Annotated in this window: 15 protein-coding genes; 7 read left to right on the top strand and 8 right to left on the bottom strand. The window is 38.7% G+C overall.

Features of this window, described 5'->3' with window-relative positions; all coding sequences use genetic code 11:
- Positions 1-350: 350 nt before the first annotated feature.
- Positions 351-1,697: an N-succinylarginine dihydrolase gene (gene astB, locus H5160_RS12640; protein WP_182719995.1), complete on the top strand. Its 1,347-nt coding sequence runs from the start codon at positions 351-353 to the stop codon at positions 1,695-1,697.
- Between the two features lie 92 nt (positions 1,698-1,789).
- On the opposite strand, the gene H5160_RS12635 is transcribed toward astB, so the two are convergent.
- Complete coding sequence (locus H5160_RS12635; protein ID WP_101216298.1) at positions 1,790-2,644, bottom strand: mechanosensitive ion channel family protein; 855 nt, start codon at positions 2,642-2,644, stop codon at positions 1,790-1,792.
- Between the two features lie 275 nt (positions 2,645-2,919).
- On the opposite strand from H5160_RS12635, the gene H5160_RS12630 reads away from it, so the two are divergent.
- Together H5160_RS12630 and H5160_RS12625 are read left to right on the top strand one after the other, a co-directional pair.
- Complete coding sequence (locus tag H5160_RS12630) at positions 2,920-3,600, top strand: SDR family oxidoreductase (protein ID WP_182737661.1); 681 nt, start codon at positions 2,920-2,922, stop codon at positions 3,598-3,600.
- A 48-nt stretch (positions 3,601-3,648) separates the two neighbouring features.
- Positions 3,649-4,329, top strand: a complete 681-nt coding sequence (locus H5160_RS12625) for an SDR family oxidoreductase (RefSeq protein WP_024597443.1) — start codon at positions 3,649-3,651, stop codon at positions 4,327-4,329.
- 122 nt (positions 4,330-4,451) lie between these two features.
- Here H5160_RS12625 and H5160_RS12620 read toward each other — a convergent pair whose 3' ends face one another.
- Entirely contained in the window at positions 4,452-4,910 is a 459-nt protein-coding gene (locus H5160_RS12620; RefSeq protein WP_182737660.1) for a GNAT family N-acetyltransferase, read from the bottom strand.
- Between the two features lie 405 nt (positions 4,911-5,315).
- Here H5160_RS12620 and H5160_RS12615 point away from each other — a divergent pair, with 405 nt between their 5' ends.
- Positions 5,316-6,629 (top strand): M20/M25/M40 family metallo-hydrolase, encoded by a 1,314-nt coding sequence (locus tag H5160_RS12615; protein ID WP_182737659.1) that lies wholly within the window; start codon positions 5,316-5,318, stop codon positions 6,627-6,629.
- A 64-nt stretch (positions 6,630-6,693) separates the two neighbouring features.
- Here H5160_RS12615 and H5160_RS12610 read toward each other — a convergent pair whose 3' ends face one another.
- The 5 genes from H5160_RS12610 to H5160_RS12590 form a co-directional block, all read right to left on the bottom strand.
- Entirely contained in the window at positions 6,694-7,491 is a 798-nt protein-coding gene (locus tag H5160_RS12610) for a response regulator (RefSeq protein ID WP_182696520.1), read from the bottom strand.
- Between the two features lie 121 nt (positions 7,492-7,612).
- Complete coding sequence (locus H5160_RS12605; RefSeq protein WP_182696521.1) at positions 7,613-8,329, bottom strand: Sir2 family NAD-dependent protein deacetylase; 717 nt, start codon at positions 8,327-8,329, stop codon at positions 7,613-7,615.
- Positions 8,326-9,342 carry a kelch repeat-containing protein gene (locus H5160_RS12600; protein WP_182737658.1) on the bottom strand — a complete coding sequence of 339 codons (1,017 nt, stop codon included), beginning with the start codon at positions 9,340-9,342 and terminating at the stop codon, positions 8,326-8,328. Before H5160_RS12600 ends, H5160_RS12605 begins: the two co-directional genes overlap by 4 nt.
- A 108-nt stretch (positions 9,343-9,450) precedes the next feature.
- Positions 9,451-9,636, bottom strand: coding sequence for an epimerase (locus H5160_RS12595; protein WP_024594980.1), 186 nt, complete (start codon positions 9,634-9,636; stop codon positions 9,451-9,453).
- A gap of 149 nt (positions 9,637-9,785) precedes the next feature.
- Positions 9,786-10,661: a sensor domain-containing diguanylate cyclase gene (locus tag H5160_RS12590; protein ID WP_182197604.1), complete on the bottom strand. Its 876-nt coding sequence runs from the start codon at positions 10,659-10,661 to the stop codon at positions 9,786-9,788.
- A 480-nt stretch (positions 10,662-11,141) separates the two neighbouring features.
- On the opposite strand from H5160_RS12590, the gene H5160_RS12585 reads away from it, so the two are divergent.
- From H5160_RS12585 to H5160_RS12575, 3 genes are read left to right on the top strand one after another with little or no spacing between them, the layout of a single operon-like run.
- Positions 11,142-13,202 carry a TonB-dependent receptor domain-containing protein gene (locus H5160_RS12585; RefSeq protein ID WP_182737657.1) on the top strand — a complete coding sequence of 687 codons (2,061 nt, stop codon included), beginning with the start codon at positions 11,142-11,144 and terminating at the stop codon, positions 13,200-13,202.
- A gap of 9 nt (positions 13,203-13,211) precedes the next feature.
- Complete coding sequence (locus H5160_RS12580) at positions 13,212-13,739, top strand: YfiR family protein (protein ID WP_024596128.1); 528 nt, start codon at positions 13,212-13,214, stop codon at positions 13,737-13,739.
- Between the two features lie 4 nt (positions 13,740-13,743).
- The gene (locus H5160_RS12575) at positions 13,744-15,765 is read left to right on the top strand and encodes a bifunctional diguanylate cyclase/phosphodiesterase (RefSeq protein WP_182737656.1); all 2,022 of its coding nucleotides are present in this window, start codon (positions 13,744-13,746) and stop codon (positions 15,763-15,765) included.
- 252 nt (positions 15,766-16,017) lie between these two features.
- Here H5160_RS12575 and H5160_RS12570 read toward each other — a convergent pair whose 3' ends face one another.
- On the bottom strand, positions 16,018-16,653 hold the full coding sequence (locus tag H5160_RS12570; RefSeq protein ID WP_182737655.1) for an isoprenylcysteine carboxylmethyltransferase family protein: 636 nt from the start codon (positions 16,651-16,653) through the stop codon (positions 16,018-16,020).
- Between the last annotated feature and the right edge of the window lie 657 nt (positions 16,654-17,310).

Genomic DNA, 17,310 nt, shown 5'->3' with positions numbered 1-17,310 from the left:
TTATGGCGTTTAGATATTAGCGTTTGGCAAGTTAATGATCCGACAAATACCCATACCACCGCTGATAAAGAGCGCGTCTATGTTAAGTAACATCGTATTGTGTAAAGGCTTGGCATAAAGCTTAAATGTATAAACCTACTTTAGGCTAAGCTTTTGCACACTATGAAATTTATGTGTACATTTTAATTAAACTTCAAATTAATCGTTCAATATAAAAACAACCCCTTGTAATAAACTCCACATTTAAAAACGTCGAAAAAATTAGTAAAAACACTGCGTTTATAACTTTGCAAGCAGCCCTAATGCGTTGTATTGTTGCATCCTATTGAAAATTTTTAGTTGGAACGTGTATGCACGCTTTGGAAGTTAATTTTGATGGCTTAGTTGGCCCTACTCACAACTACGCTGGTTTATCGTATGGTAATGTTGCCTCGTTAAATAACGCAGCAAGCTTTTCAAATCCTCAAGAGGCAGTACTGCAAGGTCTTGAAAAAATGAAAGCGATGCACGACAAAGGCCTAACTCAAGGTGTATTTGCCCCTCATGCGCGCCCCGACTTAAACGTACTGCGCCGCTTAGGCTTTACCGGTAACGATGCACAAGTAATTCACAAAGCATTTAAAGCAGATCCTATTTTATTACGCGCGTGTTATTCAGCGTCAGCAATGTGGACAGCCAATGCCGCTACGGTATCGCCATCTCCTGATACAACCGACGGCAAAGTACATTTTACTTCAGCTAATTTAAATAATAAGTTTCATCGTTCATTAGAGCCTGCAACCACTACGCGCTTATTAAAAGCGATGTTTAATAACGACAAATACTTTGCGCATCATACCCATTTACCCGACCAAGGCTTTTTTGGCGACGAAGGTGCAGCAAACCATACTCGTTTTTGTGACAGCCACGGCGAGCAAGGCCTTGAAATGTTTGTATTTGGTGCCAGCGCGTTTAATAGTCAATTACCAAAACCCGCTAAGTTTCCTGCAAGGCAAACACTCGAAGCCTCAGAAGCAATTTGTCGCTTACATAACTTAAAAGATTCAAGCCAAATTTTACTACAGCAAAACCCAGACGTAATAGACCAAGGTGTGTTTCATAATGATGTAATTGCAGTAGGTAACGCCAATGTATTACTGTGCCACCAGCAAGCATTTTTAAACCAAGCTCTGGCACTGCAAGATATTCGCGAAGCGTATGTAGGCAATAAAGAATTTTACATTATTGAAGTACCTACCGACAAAGTAAGTATTTCCGATGCTGTAAGTAGTTACTTATTTAATAGCCAGTTAGTGAGCCTTGAAGATGGTTCAATGCTGTTAGTGGCACCACAAGAGTGTAAACGCAACAGCGCGGTTAACGCCTACATTGAAGAAATGATTATGGCTGATAACCCAGTAAACCAAGTGCAGTTTTTTGATTTACGCCAAAGTATGCAAAATGGCGGCGGCCCTGCGTGCTTGCGTTTACGTGTAGCCCTTAACGAGCAAGAACTTGCTGCAGTAAACCCAGAGGTTATTTTAACCGATACTAAATACACACAACTGTGTGACTGGGCAAAACGTAACTACCGCGACAAATTAGGCGCAAGTGACTTTGCAGATTCAGCCCTACTCACCGAAAGCTACCAAGCACTTGATGAGCTAACGCAGCTACTTAATTTAGGCTCAGTGTACGACTTTCAATTAGAAGGTTAATACCTCGTCAGCACAAAGGCTAGTACAAAAATAGCGAGCAAAGGCTCGCTATTTTTATTCGTGTTTATGTTTATGTTTATGTTAATACATATTTAAGCATCTTTGTTAACAGTTATTGCCGACGCCATCGACTCCGATAAATGCAGCGTACGCTGCGGAAACGGAATACTCAGCCCAGCGCCTTCAATTGCTTCTTTAACACGTTTATTTAAATCCCACACGGTTTGCCAATAATCACCATTAACAGCCCACGCACGTAATTGAATGTTTACTGCGCTTTCGCCTATTGAAGTCACCATTACTTTAGGAGCAGGCTCTGCAAGTAATCGGCTCTCTGATGCTGCTAATTCTTTAAGTACATTTAAGCCAACATCAATAGAGTCGGCATACGAAATACCCACCACTATGTCCATCCGTCTTTTGCCGTTACGGGTAAAGTTTTTAATATTGCCACCCCATACTTTGCCGTTAGGCGATGCTATATAAAGACCGTCGGTGGTTTTAAAAATCGTGGTAAACAGGTTTATTTCACTCACAGTACCAAGCGTGCCACTGGCATCAACAAAGTCGCCTATTTTAAAAGGTCTGAGTATTAGCAGCATAATACCCGCAGCAATATTGCTCAGCGTATTTTTAAGGGCTAAACCAATCGCTAAACCTGCAGCGCCCATTAGCGCAATTAAGCTTGCCGTATTAACGCCAAAAATATCTAAAATAAATAGCCCGCCAATTATATAAACTAAATAACCAGCAATACTCGATAAAAGCGGGAGTAGCGTACTATCTACCCTTTTTAATGGCGATTTAGAGTTTTTAATCGCCTTTTTAACCGAGCGTGCAATTAAGGCACTCGCAACTAAAATCACCAACGCTAAAATCACTTTGTACCCTAAAGTGATGATTGTTTCTGAATGGCTTTGCCAAAACGCTAAAAGTTTATCTTTCATGTTTGTTCCGATAAATGTGGCTGAAACTCAGCAAAATAATGGTTAAATCTAATAAAAACCGACTTCAAAAGAAGTGGCGCGAGTATATAGAATAAAAAATTTAAACCTATCTTTTTTAATCACTTATTTCAACTTTAAAAATACCGTTAAAACTATGGTTTTTGATACGTAGAGCCCACCTATTTACGGCTAATTTATAGCGCCTATTCAATATAGGTTAATCGTTTATTGGTATGGTTATTTTAAGCTTTCAAGGTTCACAAAAGAGGTTATCTATGGGAAAAGAGAAAATAGTACTCATAACCGGCGCTTCAAGTGGTATTGGCGAAGCAACCGCAAAAATGCTGGTTAACAATGGTCATAAAGTAATACTTACCGCTAGACGCGAAGATAAATTAACTGAATTAGTAGAGTCATTGGGCTCAGATAACGCCATTAGCGTAGCCGCAGATGCAACCGACTTTACCGCGCTTGAAAACGTTGTTGCTAAAGGCATTGAAAAATTTGGTCGTCTGGATGTTGCCTTTGCTAATGCAGGTAAAGGGCTAGACACTTTAGGAGTTGAAGAAGGCGACCCCGATGAGTGGTCAACCATGATCGACATAAACATTAAAGCCCTACTGTGGACTGCAAAACTAACGCTTGCGCATTTACGCCAAAGCAAAGGACACTTTATTATTACTAGCTCAGCAACTGGTCGCAGAGCTGTTAAAGGCTCTATATACGGTGCAAGCAAGTGGTTTACTTACGGTTTTTCTCAAAACCTAGCACAAGAAATTAGTGAATGGGATGGGCGTTGTACAACCATCACCCCAGGCGCTGTAAATACCCCTTTTACTGATGAAGCAAGACCTGACAAGTTATACCCGCAAGATGTTGCCGATGCTGTGCTATTTGCCATTGAGGCAAATCAGCGCAATAACATCAGAGAAATACATTTAAGACCAACTCATTAGTAAAACTATTCTCATAATTTTGAATATGTAAACATAGGAGAAATAATCATGGCGAAAGAAAAAATAGTCCTCATTACAGGTGCTTCAAGCGGTATTGGCGAAGCAACCGCAAAAACGCTGGTTAACAATGGTCACAAAGTCATTTTAACCGCCAGAAGCGAAGACAAATTAACTAAATTAGTTGAGTCATTAGGCTCAAATAACGCACTTAGCGTAGCTGCAGATGCCACAGACTTTACCGCACTTGAAAACGTAGTAACAAAAGGCATTGAAAAGTTTGGCCGATTGGATGTAGCCTTTGCTAACGCAGGCATGGGTGTTTCAACCGCTGGCACCGAAAAAGGCGATCCGGATGAGTGGTCAACCATGATCGACATAAACATTAAAGCGCTGCTATGGACTGCAAAACTAACACTGCCGCATTTACGCCAAAATAAAGGTCACTTTATATTAACCAGCTCTGCCGCTGGCCGTAAGCCAATTGGCGGCTCTATTTACGGTGCAACTAAATGGTTTGCTTATGGCTTTGGACAAAACTTAGCTGAGGAAATGAGTGAGTGGAATGGCCGCTGTACCACCATAGCACCAGGTATGGTAAACACCCCGTTTTTTGATGAGGCAAAACCCGATAAACTCGACCCACAAGATGTAGCCGACGCTGTACTGTTTGCTATTGAAGCAAACCAGCGCAACAGCGTACGTGAGATTTATTTAATGCCGACTAATTAACGTTGATTGGTTGAGTTTGAGCTGTCAGGTTTAATGCTAATGGTATTAAACCTGATGGTTGTTAATTCTAAATACCGGCTAGATAGAATGAAGGGAAAGTATTCGGCATTAATAAAAGCTTGTTAGCTGCTTTTTAGATTGCGTTCTAAGAATACAACTCTCGTTTTACCCAGCTTTGCCGTTTTAAACTCAGAATAACCACGGCGTTTATACATCGCTAAATTAGAAGCACTAAACTCCCCTGTAAAAAGCTCGACACGATTAGCTTCTGGAAATACAGTTTCAAGTGAAGAAAGCAACTTAGAGCCAACACCCTGGCCATGCAGTTCAGGCCATACCGCCATGCGTCCAATATGACAACTACTAGCTTCTAAGCGAGCTTGACCGCTTGCCAATAACTTACCGTTATCAACAACTTTCAAAATGATTTTCTTCTCAAAGTCTGCTTTCAGTTCATCAAGCGTTTGAGTTAAAGGCGGGATATTAAAGTCATTATGCAGTTCAGCTTCTGATTGATAAGCTACGCGCTGAAGTTCTAGTAAACATTCTGCATCTTCTATTGTGGCGTGAAATATTTCCATATACTCAATTCCTTTTGGCAACTAACAATTTAGTCTACGACATTTGTCGCTTTACAAACCGGCAAATGTCCTTATATTACAATGACTTTATCCTAGCTATAAAATAAACAACTGTAAACAGTTAGTTAGCTTCGCCTTACCTTTCCTAAATGCAGCAAAACCCCAAAATGGTGGAGTTCAGTAATATCAGACAAATTACTGTTTAGTTATGCAGCTTGATTATTAATTAAAAGATTATATTTTAAGTACCTGTGTTTAAACTAATAACACGTTCACCCTTTGACCCTTAAACTTGTAACTCGTTATTGCTTATAAAATTAGTTAAAAATCACAATCTACTTCTATTGAATCCTGTGTATTTTTAATTCATATTAAATATTCTTATTTCTCACTTATTATGCTGTTATGTCATTTTTAAAATTTAGCCATGCACTTATCCTTACACTTGCTAGTACCCTACCGCTTACAAGCCATGCGGCGCTTGATAAAAATGAGCGTGAAATAGTAAAACAGGTCGATAAAAATACTCCTCAAGCACTTAAAGAAATAGAGCAAGCCGTAAATATTAATAGCGGTTCGCTTAATATTGAAGGTGTAAAAAAAGTAGGCGCGCTGACAAGCGAGCAACTTAAGGCCATTGGTTTTAAAGTAGAATGGCTGGATGGCAGTGCGTTTAACCGCGCAGGACATGTACTGGCAACCCATGAGAGTAAAAACCCCGATGCAATAAAAATACTGATGATCGGCCATCTAGATACGGTATTTGCCAAAAACGATAACTTTACTACCTACAAACAACTTGATGCCGATACAGCCAGTGGCCCAGGCGTTGCCGATATGAAAGGCGGTAACACGATAATAATTACCGCACTTAAAAGCTTACAAGCCCTTAATTTACTCGAAAATGTAAGCATAAAAGTATTGCTGACTGGCGATGAAGAAAGCAGCGGTCGCCCACTTAGCTTATCTAAACAAGCTATTGTTGATGCAGCAATTTGGGCTGACGTAGCGCTTGGCTATGAAAATGGCGATAACAATATAAAAACAGCTATGGCGGCGCGCCGTGGTTATACCGGCTGGACGCTAAATGTAACAGCAAATGCAGCGCATTCGTCGCAAATATTTAGCGACAGCGTTGGTTATGGCGCTATTTACGAAGCATCACGCATTTTAAATGATTTTAGAGAGCAACTTGCCACGCAACCTAATTTAACATTTAACCCAGGGCTTATTGTGGGCGGTACCAATGCCGACTACGACAGTGCTAACTCGTCAGCAACGGCGTTTGGTAAAAGCAATGTAATTGCACAAACCGTGCATGTTGCAGGTGATTTACGCGCACTTTCGCCAAAGCAGGTAGAAAGCGCTAAAAGGGTTATGCTACAAATTGTGGCTAAAAACTTAGATGGCAGTAGAGCAGAGCTTATTTTTGAAGGCGGTTACCCGCCAATGGCATTAACTGATGGCAATAAAAAGCTATTAGAATTATACAGCGACGCAAGCCACGACTTAGGCTTCAACAAAGTAGTAGCCGCCAATCCACGCAATGCAGGTGCGGCTGATATTTCGTTTGCGGCAAATCATGTTGATATGGCACTTGATGGTTTAGGTTTGATGGGCAGCGGCGCGCATACTAAAAACGAAACAGCCGATTTAACCAGCCTTGATAAAAACATTAAAAAAACTGCATTACTCATTTATAGATTAGGAAAACTGTAATAGTAAATGTATTTTAAAGATGAGCGTAGGCCAAATAATAACCGTCCTACGCTTGTACTAACTTTTAAGACATTATTTTAAACAATAATTCTCGCACTGTGGCCGGTTCAAACGGTTTATCACAAATAGCATCAACTCCCGCTTGAGCAATATTAGCTAGGTGAGTGTCGTTTGCCTCTGAGCTCACCATTAAAATAGGAATATGTGAGTAGCTATTTGAGCTTCTAACGGCTTCTGTTAGTTCCCGTCCGTCCATTTCTGGCATGTTGTAGTCGGTTACTATTAAGTCAAACGGTTGGTTGTTTAAGTGCTCAATAGCTTCTTTACCGTTTTCAGCTTCTATTGGTGCAGGTATTCCCATACCCGCAAGTACGCGTATTATGTGTTTACGCGCAAAGCGGCTGTCGTCTACCACTAAAACTCGCAGCAGCGTTACGTCAAAATGATCAAGTTCTACTTCTTCTTCGCTTATGATATCGAGGGTTGCTTTGAGTGCGCGGGTAATGGCTTTTGCGCTAAAAGGCTTAGGCAAAATAGCCAGCACACCCGATTGGCGTAATTGCTCAAGGTATTTTTTATTACGCTCGCTCGATATAAGCATAAAAGGTTGATGCTCGGTGATAGGGTTTGATCTTATTTCTTGCAATAGTGAGTCGGCTGTCCCGTCAGATAAATACATAGAGCTTATAACTAGATCAGGGTGATAACTTGCTAATAAGCTAAGCGCTTGTGTTTGTGTAGATGCAGTTTCAACTTGTTTTACACCACTTTCTAAAAGCGATTTTATTATTATTTTTTGCTGAACCTCTGAAGGCTCTACAAGTAAAAGGGACAAGTTTGCTATTGCAGTTAAGTCGCTCATTCAGATCTCTTTAGTATTGTTATAATCAGGATAATAATAACATTTTTGACTCGTTAATATTATATAAAGAGATTTTAATATTTAAGAAAACATTACCAACCCCTTTAAAATATAGCACTTATTAATTAGATTGAATGTAATCTAATGCATTCATTTTTTTATATGTGACGTTAGCGTGCAAAATATGTGCAGGTTCAGGGTCAACCACTTCAACAGGAATGTCGTAATTTCGGGCTATTTCAATTGCCATTTGCGTAATATTGACGCTAAACGAGGTGCCCATAAATACAATTTTATCGGCGTTGAACATACGCTGTTGTGCTTGTGTTATTCTGTAAAGCTCGGTGTAGTATTCGTCAAATAATAAAACAAAGGGCTTAAATGAATGGTTTAGCTCAGGCGTTTGGTTTTGAATATTAAATAGCTCAAAAAGAGACTCTTGCAGGCAGTTTTCGTCTACGCTATCCCACGGGGTGGCAAGTGGCGTGACTGGCTCACCTTGCTCATGAAATAAGGTCATTTGATCAAGCCTGCCGTGTATCGCTATGTAATTTTTGTTACCCGCTTTGCCATCAAGCCCATCTATGTTTTGAGTAATTAGGTTTTTGTCACTTAGCCAATGGTGTACGTCGTTTGGGCCATGGTTGCGATACGTTGCAAAGCGATGGTAATACCATGCTAAAAACTCTTTTGGGGCGTTTTGATACATTGCGCGCGTTGCCATTTCCATAGGCGTATAATTTTTACTGCCAATGGTCCAATAACCATCCTCCCCTCTAAAGGTGGGAATACCACTGGCTGCGCTGACTCCCGCTCCTGTAATGTAAAGAGTGTTCACTTTTCAACCTCGTAACCGAGCACGTTAGCGCTTACTTGCTGATTATTATCTATGCCGCCAATTCGATATAAAACCCCACTGTGCTCAAGTAAGCCACGATGATCCATGCTCTTTACTTCAACTGGGGATAAAATCTGCCATTCGTTTTTTTTGATACTAAAGCGCCAAACATGGTCACTTGCTGGTGCAGGTTTGCCGTCGTAACCTATTGCGCTGTAGTTATATGGGTTATTAGAGCCTGCCATCATATAAATATTGCCATTATAGCTGGTGGCTGCCATTCGGTAGTGAGCAGTGCCTGTTGGATGTGGCAACGTACGCCAATCTATTTTTTGTGGATTAGTTGAATCTATTGTGCCTTTTAAGCACTGTGCTACACCTGCAAACGAGCGACGCGAATCAGGATTAGCTTGTGTTTTAACGCCATCACAAATAACAATGGTGTTACCACTAATAGCAGCGGCTTGGCCAAATACAGGCTCACCTAAAAATGGCGAGGCTTGTTGCCATGTATTATTTTGCGTGTCGTATACTTGTACTAAGTTTACGTTGCCGTCGTTATGCCAACCGCTAATTAGATAAATGTAACGCGCTTTGTAGCTCAGCGCTACGCTATCGTCTACGGGTACTGGCATGCTCGCAAGATGAGTGTAGGTATCTTTTATTACGTCGTACCTATATACGTCGGGGCTTGAAACTTCAGTATGATCCTCTGCTACCGTATAGCCGCCAAACACATAAGCGTACTCGCCTAAGCCGACTGCGGTGCTTGCTAAGCGCCCTTTTAATGGCAAGCTTGAAGGCACACCAGCTTTAGATTGCCACTGTGAATCGCCAACTTTAAGCGTCCACACTTTGTTATGCACTGACGAGTATTGTTTATCGCGCCCCAGCCCCATAAAGCTTAAAAAGTAGGGCTGGTTTTTTACAATAACTTTAGCCACAGCATTATTTGCAACAGGCTCAGGTAAAGCGGGAAGGCTTGCTAACGCAAGAGAAAAAAGAAGGCTCATAAGGCAAATAATTTAATAAGAATTAATACGCTCAGATTAAATTATTTTAGCCTTGTGAGCCAGTATTGTTATATCAAAATAATCAAACGCTTTTGATTAGTAACCATATTAGTAGGCAATACTAATATGCTGATTTACGTGCGCTGCATTTTGCGCTACATCAACCATTGCTGTTGCGTAATCAGTGACCGAAACTTTGCTTTCGCCTGCATCATTAGTAAAAAATGTATTACTGCCTATACGGTAATTGCCTTCATTATCACCCAGACATAACTTGTGCAGTTTATTTATCAAGGAACTACCTACAAACTGCTGTAAGAGCATTTATAGATTTTTAACGCAGCGCTGGAAAACCGCTATTAAAAATGTGGCGGTAAGTAATGTATTGTAGTTAAGGGCGTTGTGAAGATGAGCTGTCTAAGGTGGTAGTTCAGCATAATTTTTTAAGGTAAATAGGTTACGTTATCTAAGCCTTGTTGTTTATTTTTGTACATAGCTTGATCAGCATATTTTATAAGTTCATGATCTGTTTGTCCGTGCTCTGGGTAGTTTGCAATGCCAATACTGGGGGAAATATTTAGTAGTACGTCATCTAACTTAAAGACAGCTTTAAACTCAGTGAGGACTTTATTTTTTATTCTGACGGTTTCGTGGCTAGAACTTAAATTATCTAAAATAATTAAAAATTCGTCTCCACCTAAACGCCCTACTGTGTCGTAATGCCTAACCGACGCTGAAAGCCTTTTTGCTATAGCACATAAAAGCTTATCGCCAGTTTCGTGTCCGTGGGTGTCGTTTACTGCTTTAAAGCCATTTATGTCTATAAACAGTAAAGAAAAAAATGTGTTGTTTGTAGTTGCACTAATAATTACTTTTTCTAATCGCTCCATCAATAAAGAGCGATTAGGCAAACCAGTTAACACATCGTGCCGAGCCATGTAATGGAGCTGCTCTTCCATTACTTTTCGCTCAGTTATATCGTGCGCTACTGCAATTCTTACTTGATGTTGCTCTGACCAACGAACAGACCATAATATATGGACTAATTGACCATCTTTTCTCATCCAGCGGTTTTCAAAGCGAGGGTTTACCGTTTCGCCAGACAATAGCGAAGTTACGGCGTTATGCGTTTTGTAATGATCACCTTCGTAAACATAGTTAATCATCTTTTTGCCTACAACTTCGTCGGCCGTATAACCAAAAATTTGCTCAAATGCTGCGCTTACAAAAACAAATGTGCCTTGTTTATCTACCACACAAACGGCATCAAGCATTAAATCGAGTACTTCTTCTACATTAATTAATTCATTTTTTATCATACTTTGGTGCCTTTAAAGCAAAACCAAGCAAATTTAAGTATTCTATATAGCTTTAACAAAAGCAAAGATAATTAAACCACAATCGCAGATAACACAGGGCTAGGTATAAATTGTGCCCATATAATTAATATTGCTTTGAGAAGCATGACACGAAAAAGTTAAGATTAAATATTTAATAACCATAAATACTTTGAAGTTATTCTGAAATAGACTAAATTTTAAGTTGTATATAAACATATATTTATCAGTTACTTACATTTCACTGACTCTTTAATAAATATACTTATAAAGTTCATTTAACTATATTTTTACAGTTCAATTGGGCGAAATTAGACCTTTTAACTACTACAAAATTAGCTACCTTGATTTAATCTCATTTATGCTTTTACACTGTTAATGTATGTTAATATTGTGTGATATCACATGTGTTACAAAAACAAAGACTGTTTTTGATTTTTTGATTGCGCAGGAGACTTTTGGGTGAAAATATCACAACGTTTGTTTTGGCCATTACTTTTTGTTTGCCCTCTCTTAACGGCCGAGCCGTTTGAAGATGAAGACCTCGACCTTGATGCTTTAATGGGCATGGATGTACAAGCAACTTCTGCGATGAAAAGAGCGCAATCAGCATTTGATACCGCTTCATCTATTTATGTATTAAGTAAAGAACAAATTACTAACTCTGGTGCTACATCAGTACCTGAAGCACTGAAAATGGTGCCTGGTTTAATTGTACGTCAGCTCGATAACAATCAATGGGCTATTTCATCAAGAGGTATTGCCTCTCGATTTTCTAGCAAGCTATTGGTTATGATTGACGGACAAAGCTTATATACCCCAAAATTTGCTGCAGTTTATTGGGAAACACTCAACGTTCCTTTGTATGACATTGAACGCATTGAAGTAATACGCGGACAAGGCGGATTACTTTGGGGTAGTAACGCAAATAATGGCGTGATTAATATCATTACTAAAAACAGTATTGATACTCGCGGTGGATACGCAAACGTAACAACTGGTAATCAAATAAATGTTGATGCAAATCTTCGTTACGGTGGTGATATAAGTAACATAGGCAGCTACCGTGTGTATGGTCATGTAAAAGATGCGAATGAATCAAAAAAAGGGATCTTACTCGCACCTAACGATACAACTAAACAAAATTCTTTAGGTTTTCGGGCTGACTTTACCCCTAATGATGAGTGGTCTGCGCTACTACAGGGGGACGTTACTCACTCAACACTTGGTCAAAACTACCGAGGTGTTATAGATGAAACCAACGAAAACATTTCATTCTCAGATGATTTAAAGCGAACAGACTCACGCATAATGGCACGCCTTGAAAACAGAGTGTCGCCCGATGCCAATCAAATGCTACAAATTTCTTGGCTGAAACAAAATGGTTCCCAAGATTATATTAAAGAAGATTTTGAATCGATAGATATTGATTATCAAATGAACTTCATATACCAATCTCTACAGCTAGATTGGGGATTAAACTACCGGTATAACTCTATCTCTTTCGCAGAAAGTGTATTTTTAGATAGCGATAAAAACTTTGATAACCTCAAACAGTTTGGTGCACTTGTTCAAGCTCAATACAATGTGACGCCTGATACACTCGATTTTATTATTGGTACTAAGCTTGATCATAACGATTTAACTGGCTGGGAAAATCAACCGTCAGCAAGGCTTATATACAAACCAGTAGATTACCACCTTACTTGGGGTGCTATATCGAGAAGTGTACGTACACCAACATTGATTGAATTTAACGACAACTTTAAAGTTAATGGTACTGAAATTAAAGATCTTACCGGTTTAAGCTCTGGCTTTGGAAAAATAGACGACTACCGAATTGCAACCTACCTAAATGGTAACGACAAAGTTAAATCTGAAAACTATCTATCTTATGAATTAGGCTACCGTTTTACTGCTAACGATTGGTCATTGGATCTTTCTACTTATTATACCGATGCTAATAACGTAGCGGTTATTGATATGAATACGCATGCTGAACAATTCACACCTATACTTGAATTATTTCTAGCAGGGAGAATCCCAGAAGTATTTCAAGCACTAACAATGACTCGCATAGATTTAGACTTTGCATCTGTAGCAGACACGACCACTAAAGGGTTCGACCTAGTTGTATCGTGGCAACCTGTTGATAATCTCAATACTGAGTTTGGTTATAGTTACACCGATTATAACTACGATTTACCTCCTCGAGTAGAGCCCGCAATCGGCTATGACTCTAAAAACAGGCAGTTATTTGCAAAAGCCGATTATTCTTTTTTAACCAACCATAATGTGTTTGCGACATTGCGCGCAATAAACTCAAATGCATATAACACTGATAATTACACAACGTTAGATGTTAGTTGGAATTGGCAAGCAACACCTGTGTGGTCTACTGCAATTTCGGGTAAAAACCTCTTTGCAGGTTCACATATTGAGTACAATAATACGCGCGAAACCTATACATTACCAAACTATATTGATGAATGTATTACATTTACAATTTCAGCAAATTTCTAAGTTAATTAGATGATTAAATTAAGAAGTTTAATTCACAGTAGCTTAATAACGTTGACACTTCTTAGTGCCAGCGTTGGCGCTGTTGAAAAAGAATACATGCTAAAAGCAGGCTTCTTATATAACTTTGCACGTTTTGGGCACTGGGATTATCATTTAGAATCTCTTAATGAATTTATTATTTGTAGCCCTGATAAATACTTTATTGATGCGGCTAACAACGCTTTAAAAAGTCGCACTATAAAAAACTTACCTCTATACAATAAATTAATCACTCTGGATGAAGTAACAACCTCGGCGTGTAACATGCTATTTATTACCTCTGATACATTTATCGAATGGCAAAACATAACACCTTTAGAGCTGAAAAACGTTATGCTCATTGGTGAAACAGACACATTTATTGAAAATGGCGGTCATATCAGGTTTTTTCTTTCCAGTGGTAAAATTCGCTTTGAAATTGCTCCGAAGCAGCTTAAAGATGCAGGCATTACTATGAGCTCAAAAGTGCTACGCCTTGCCCGCGTTGTAGATAGGTAGTGCAATGAAAAAACTATTTGCATTAAATACGATGAGCAAAAAATTACTATTTATCTTAATGAGTGTTGCACTTGTATCAACCGCGACAGTAACCATTGTATTTAGTGCTTATGAAATAACCAGCGCTAAAGAGGAACAAATAGAAAGCTTGGGCTCTCTGTCAAAAATGCTTTCACCGAATATAACTACAGCACTTATGTTTGATGATATTGATGCAGTGCAAGAGCTTATAAACCCAATACTTATACGATCAGATGTTATTAGTATAATGGTAACAAGTATGACTGGTGAGGAACTTGTTATTGCGCAATCCGAAGATGAAGATATGGAGCAAAGTATTGAAGTAAGTACACCCCTTCAACTCGATATGCATGATTACGGTATATTAAAAATACGCGCTAACAACAGCTACATTCAAGACAGAATTACTTTTTACTTTAAATTTATAATGATTTTGATGGTATTCACCTTTGCCATCAGCCTAATTTTATCTCTTTTATTAAGGCGTCGCTTTTTAAACCCTATTTTATATTTAGCTCAAACAGCAAATAAAATAACCACATCACATGATTATAGCTTACGCGCTAAACAGCTATCACAAGATGAAGTAGGACAATTAACCTCTTGTTTTAATGCTATGTTATACAACATTGAGCAAAGAGAAAATTCATTAGAAAACCAAGTGAGACTGCGTACTAATGAACTTGAAAATGCGAATATTCAGTTGCAACAATATGCCTACCAAGATGGGTTAACCGACTTACCGAACAGACGTTATTTTTACGAAAAACTACAAAGCTTAGTAAGTATTAAGGGAATGAAGTTCGCCCTTATATTTATAGATTTGGATGGCTTTAAAGAAGTAAATGACAGCCTAGGTCACGACTACGGTGATTTACTCTTACACCAAGTAGCCACAAGACTGCAAAGTTGTATAACGACTAAAGATACAGTCGCACGTTTAGGTGGTGACGAATTTACATTAATTTTAGAGGGTGTAAATAGTCCTGATGAAGCATCAAAAGTTGCCGAAGCAGTAAAAAGCAGCTTAATGCAGAGCATTAAAGTAAAAAAAGAAACAGTGTATGTTACCGCAAGCATAGGTTTAACATTTTTCCCTGCTGATGGTTTAACAGTAGAAGAGCTAGTTAGACGCGCTGACCAAGCGATGTATTTATCTAAAAATAAAGGGCGGAATCGCTATGAGTTTTTCTCCTACGCCATCGAAGAAAAAGCCACAGAAAAGCGTCGTCTAATTGAGGAGATACGCACTGCAATTGTTAAAAACCAATTTGAATTATTTTACCAACCTATATTTTCAATTGACGGGAAATCAGTACCAAAAGCTGAAGCTCTAATTCGTTGGAATCACCCTGAACGAGGCCTAATAGGGCCAAATGAATTTATACCTGTCGCTGAAAAAAACGGATTAATAAACGATATCGGCCAATGGGTAAAATCTCAAGCAATTCAAGATACCGTCCAATTCAATGTTTTAAGTGAAAAGGCAATTCAAGTCAGTGTAAATACATCACCTCTTGAAATTGACCGCGCTGGTTGCTGGGTGGATGAATGGATTGTTGCAAGTAAAAAGTACCAACTACCCGCAAACACCATTTTAATTGAAGTCACTGAAAATACTTTAATGGATCCCGACTCGTCAATACAACGACAATTAAAACGCTTAAGCACTATTAATATAGATATTGCGATTGACGACTTTGGTGTTGGTTATTCTTCTTTGGCGTATTTACAGCGCTTAGCTATAGATATTTTAAAAATAGATCGCTCATTTATCAACGATATAGAATCAAACGATAATAGTATTGCTCTCGTGAAAGCTATTATCACTATGGCTCACAATCTAGACGTAATGGTGGTTGCTGAAGGAGTTGAGACACAAAAACAGTATGACCTATTAAAGCAGCTTGCTTGTGATTATATTCAAGGCTACATTTTTTCAAAGGCAATTACTAAACAAGAGTTTATGGAAAAGTATATAATACCAATCCGCAATAATACTTAATCATTTTGCGGGGCTAAACGGGTCGCTACCTGTGTTAAAAAATTCTCATTTAGAACAACTAAATAGCAATTTTTTTGCCTAGCTATCAACACGCTTTACATCCTCAAAATAGATCACTTAATTAAGCGAATTGGTATAAAACAAAAAGAAGTGATCTTATTTATGTCTATCGTGCTAGATTTTAGCAAGCCAACACAGAACACTTCTTTACTTTTGCCTTAAAAATCCACGTATTTAAAGCTCAATCCCAAGCTATAACCAGCGAGGGACTAGTTGTTTATACTCTTTATATTCTATAGAAAAACGATGGGCTAAATGAGCTTCCTCAACTAAAGTTTGTCTATATATAGCAATTAAACCAACCACTAAGCAGATCAAACTAAATATACTAGGTAAGGCTAAAAAGAAACCTACTTGTGCTGCTACGATACCTAAATACATCGGATTTCTAGAGTATTCATATAATCCTGATGTTTTAAGCTCATGTGGTCCCTTAGGATCAATTCCTGAACGCCAAAGGGCTGCCATCTGAAAATGTACAAACATCGTTAAAATAAAGCCTGCGGTCAATAATACATCGCCAAATAATACGCCTGGCCAGCCATTGAGTATTGGGAATAGCCCAAGATAGCTATCTAACTCAGGTACAAACACTCTCACTACACATACAAACCAAATAGCAGCTCTGAAAAACTTAAAAACCATATGGTTCCACCAACTAGTACAAAATTTATCACCGGGATAAATAACGCCTGATGGTGTATTTCGATTTTTATAAATAATTCTAAATGTATAAAATCCGGCAACAAAAGTATAAAAAATAGCTAAGTAAACTCGGGTAAATTCAACTAGCGATGCAGAGTCATCTACAAATGTTTCATAAGGCATTTAAGTTACAGCTCACAATCATTATTGGTAGTAATTTTAAAACAACTAAGCCAATAGATTTAGTTATAAGATCATGAAATCATATTAGTATTCATTGCCCTCATAAACAAGCTAAGTCTGTGGTTAGTTAACGAGTTATAATCAACTAATCAAACTAATTTATAAATTTTGTTTGATACTTCACCTAAACAACTGCTTACACAAACCGAAAACGTAAATTCGGTAGTTCACAATTTTATTTTTATACCAATTCGCTTAATTAAGTGATCTATTTTTCCGCCCTACTTGATGGTGTTGGTATGAGTCTATATTAATTGCGCACATTTCACTTTTCTGCAGGCGTAAAAAAGCCCGACTATTTCTAGTCGGGCTCTCTACAATTTGAAGCCTGGTAATGTCGTAGTGCCCACAGCGGTGGAGAGTCACATAGCAAATGCTACTGGATTGGCCCACTGAGATATTGAGGGATTTTGCTGTGATTTTAACGTCGGGAGTCGCTGTGCTCGCCCGACCTACGTGATGGGTGTTGCTGTGAGTGTATGTTAATTGCGCGCATTTCACTTTTCTACAGACGTAAAAAAGCCCGACTATTTCTAGTCGGGCTCTCTACAATTTGAAGCCTGGTAATGTCCTACTTTCACATAGCAAATGCTACAC

Origin of the sequence: Pseudoalteromonas sp. SG43-4, from assembly GCF_014164325.1 — a bacterium.
Classification (GTDB): Bacteria; Pseudomonadota; Gammaproteobacteria; order Enterobacterales; family Alteromonadaceae; genus Pseudoalteromonas; species Pseudoalteromonas distincta.
Note: the sequence above shows the minus strand (reverse complement) of the source record. Positions and strands in the feature narration are given on the sequence as shown.

Excerpts from the sequence above, each read along its gene's own strand:
- astB (WP_182719995.1), top strand. The coding sequence starts at position 351 with ATGCACGCTTTGGAAGTTAATTTTGATGGCTTAGTTGGCCCTACTCAC.
- H5160_RS12635 (WP_101216298.1), bottom strand. The coding sequence starts at position 2,644 with ATGAAAGATAAACTTTTAGCGTTTTGGCAAAGCCATTCAGAAACAATC.
- H5160_RS12630 (WP_182737661.1), top strand. The coding sequence starts at position 2,920 with ATGGGAAAAGAGAAAATAGTACTCATAACCGGCGCTTCAAGTGGTATT.
- H5160_RS12625 (WP_024597443.1), top strand. The coding sequence starts at position 3,649 with ATGGCGAAAGAAAAAATAGTCCTCATTACAGGTGCTTCAAGCGGTATT.
- H5160_RS12620 (WP_182737660.1), bottom strand. The coding sequence starts at position 4,910 with ATGGAAATATTTCACGCCACAATAGAAGATGCAGAATGTTTACTAGAA.
- H5160_RS12615 (WP_182737659.1), top strand. The coding sequence starts at position 5,316 with ATGTCATTTTTAAAATTTAGCCATGCACTTATCCTTACACTTGCTAGT.
- H5160_RS12610 (WP_182696520.1), bottom strand. The coding sequence starts at position 7,491 with ATGAGCGACTTAACTGCAATAGCAAACTTGTCCCTTTTACTTGTAGAG.
- H5160_RS12600 (WP_182737658.1), bottom strand. The coding sequence starts at position 9,342 with ATGAGCCTTCTTTTTTCTCTTGCGTTAGCAAGCCTTCCCGCTTTACCT.
- H5160_RS12590 (WP_182197604.1), bottom strand. The coding sequence starts at position 10,661 with ATGATAAAAAATGAATTAATTAATGTAGAAGAAGTACTCGATTTAATG.
- H5160_RS12580 (WP_024596128.1), top strand. The coding sequence starts at position 13,212 with ATGATTAAATTAAGAAGTTTAATTCACAGTAGCTTAATAACGTTGACA.
- H5160_RS12575 (WP_182737656.1), top strand. The coding sequence starts at position 13,744 with ATGAAAAAACTATTTGCATTAAATACGATGAGCAAAAAATTACTATTT.
- H5160_RS12570 (WP_182737655.1), bottom strand. The coding sequence starts at position 16,653 with ATGCCTTATGAAACATTTGTAGATGACTCTGCATCGCTAGTTGAATTT.